This window comes from Mesorhizobium sp. M7A.F.Ca.CA.004.12.1.1, assembly GCF_003997835.1.
In the GTDB taxonomy this organism is placed as follows: domain Bacteria; phylum Pseudomonadota; class Alphaproteobacteria; order Rhizobiales; family Rhizobiaceae; genus Mesorhizobium.
In genome coordinates this window covers 1-1,128 of the sequence record NZ_RZRK01001246.1, presented here as the reverse complement: position 1 = coordinate 1,128, position 1,128 = coordinate 1, and the positions used below count along the sequence as shown (strand labels likewise).

Genomic DNA, 1,128 nt, shown 5'->3' with positions numbered 1-1,128 from the left:
ATCGATTCGGCGGCGATGATGTAGCCGGTGGTCAGCAGCGGAATGTCGTGAAGGCTGGTCAGCAACAGCGGTCCGTAGACGCCGAAGGAACAGGTCGCCACCGAAAAGGCGGCAACCATGGTCATGCCGGCGCCGACCGGCGTGCGCCATGAGAACAGCCGCGCCGGGAACAGCCGCGAACGCGGCTTCAGCGCGTCGATGGTGAAGAACAGCACCAGGCCGATGAGGCCGAAGGCCATCAGCAGCGAAGAGCGCAGCAAGGCGATGTCGACGCCGGCCGAGGCGATCAACACCACGGCGACGGCAAGGCAGCCAAGGGCCGCGAACGGGAAGGGCGGCGCCTTACCCGTGCTCGTCTTGGGTTTCGTCGCCTGCGGCGTGTCGAGCACGAGGAAGCTTGCCAGCGCCATGGCGGCGCCGCCGAGTGTGAAGATGCCGAAGGCCCAGCGCCATGACAACAGCTCGGTCATGATCGCGCCGAGCAATGGTCCGCTGAAGGCGGCGACGCCCCAGATCGCCGACATGATGCCGAAAAGCTGCGGCCAGATGGCGCGCGAGAACAGTCGTTCGACCGAGACGAAGGCCAGCGACACCAGCGCACCGCCGCCAAGTCCTTCGATCAGGCGGCCGGCGAGGAACAGTTGCATGGAAGGCGAGGTGGCGCATATCAGCGCGCCTGTTGCGTAGAGCAGCGCGGCGACCACCATGTTGGTGCGCAAGGGGACATAACTCACCAGTCGTCCGGCGGCCGCGCCGGCAACGATGGCGCCGAGTTCGTAGATCGCCAGCGACCAGCCGACGAGCTGTACGCCCGCCAGTTCGCCGACCATGGCCGGCATCACCGTTGCCACCATCGTTTCGTTGGTGGCGTGCAGCAGGATGCCGAGGCTGATGAAGCAGAAGCGCGCCAGGTCGCCGCTTGCCCACAATACGCGCCAGTCGACCCTGTTCGTGCTGATCTCGGTCATTTCCACCCCCGTCTTGCATATCTCGACGCCAGCGCAGGACGCCAGAAGCCAGTACGGGTTTCCGGCAGGACCATGCGGATCGACAGCGCTGGATCGAGGCGTTGTTGCGCTCGGGGCAGGCTTGTAAAACCTCAACCGGGGTTGAGCTCAAGCGTTTTTT

General features: G+C 65.2%; 1 protein-coding gene. It reads right to left on the bottom strand.

Going from position 1 to position 1,128, the window contains the following annotated elements; all coding sequences use genetic code 11:
* The coding region (locus EN984_RS35510; protein WP_127384398.1) for an MFS transporter at positions 1–968 on the bottom strand (968 nt) is incomplete at its 3' end.
* Between the last annotated feature and the right edge of the window lie 160 nt (positions 969–1,128).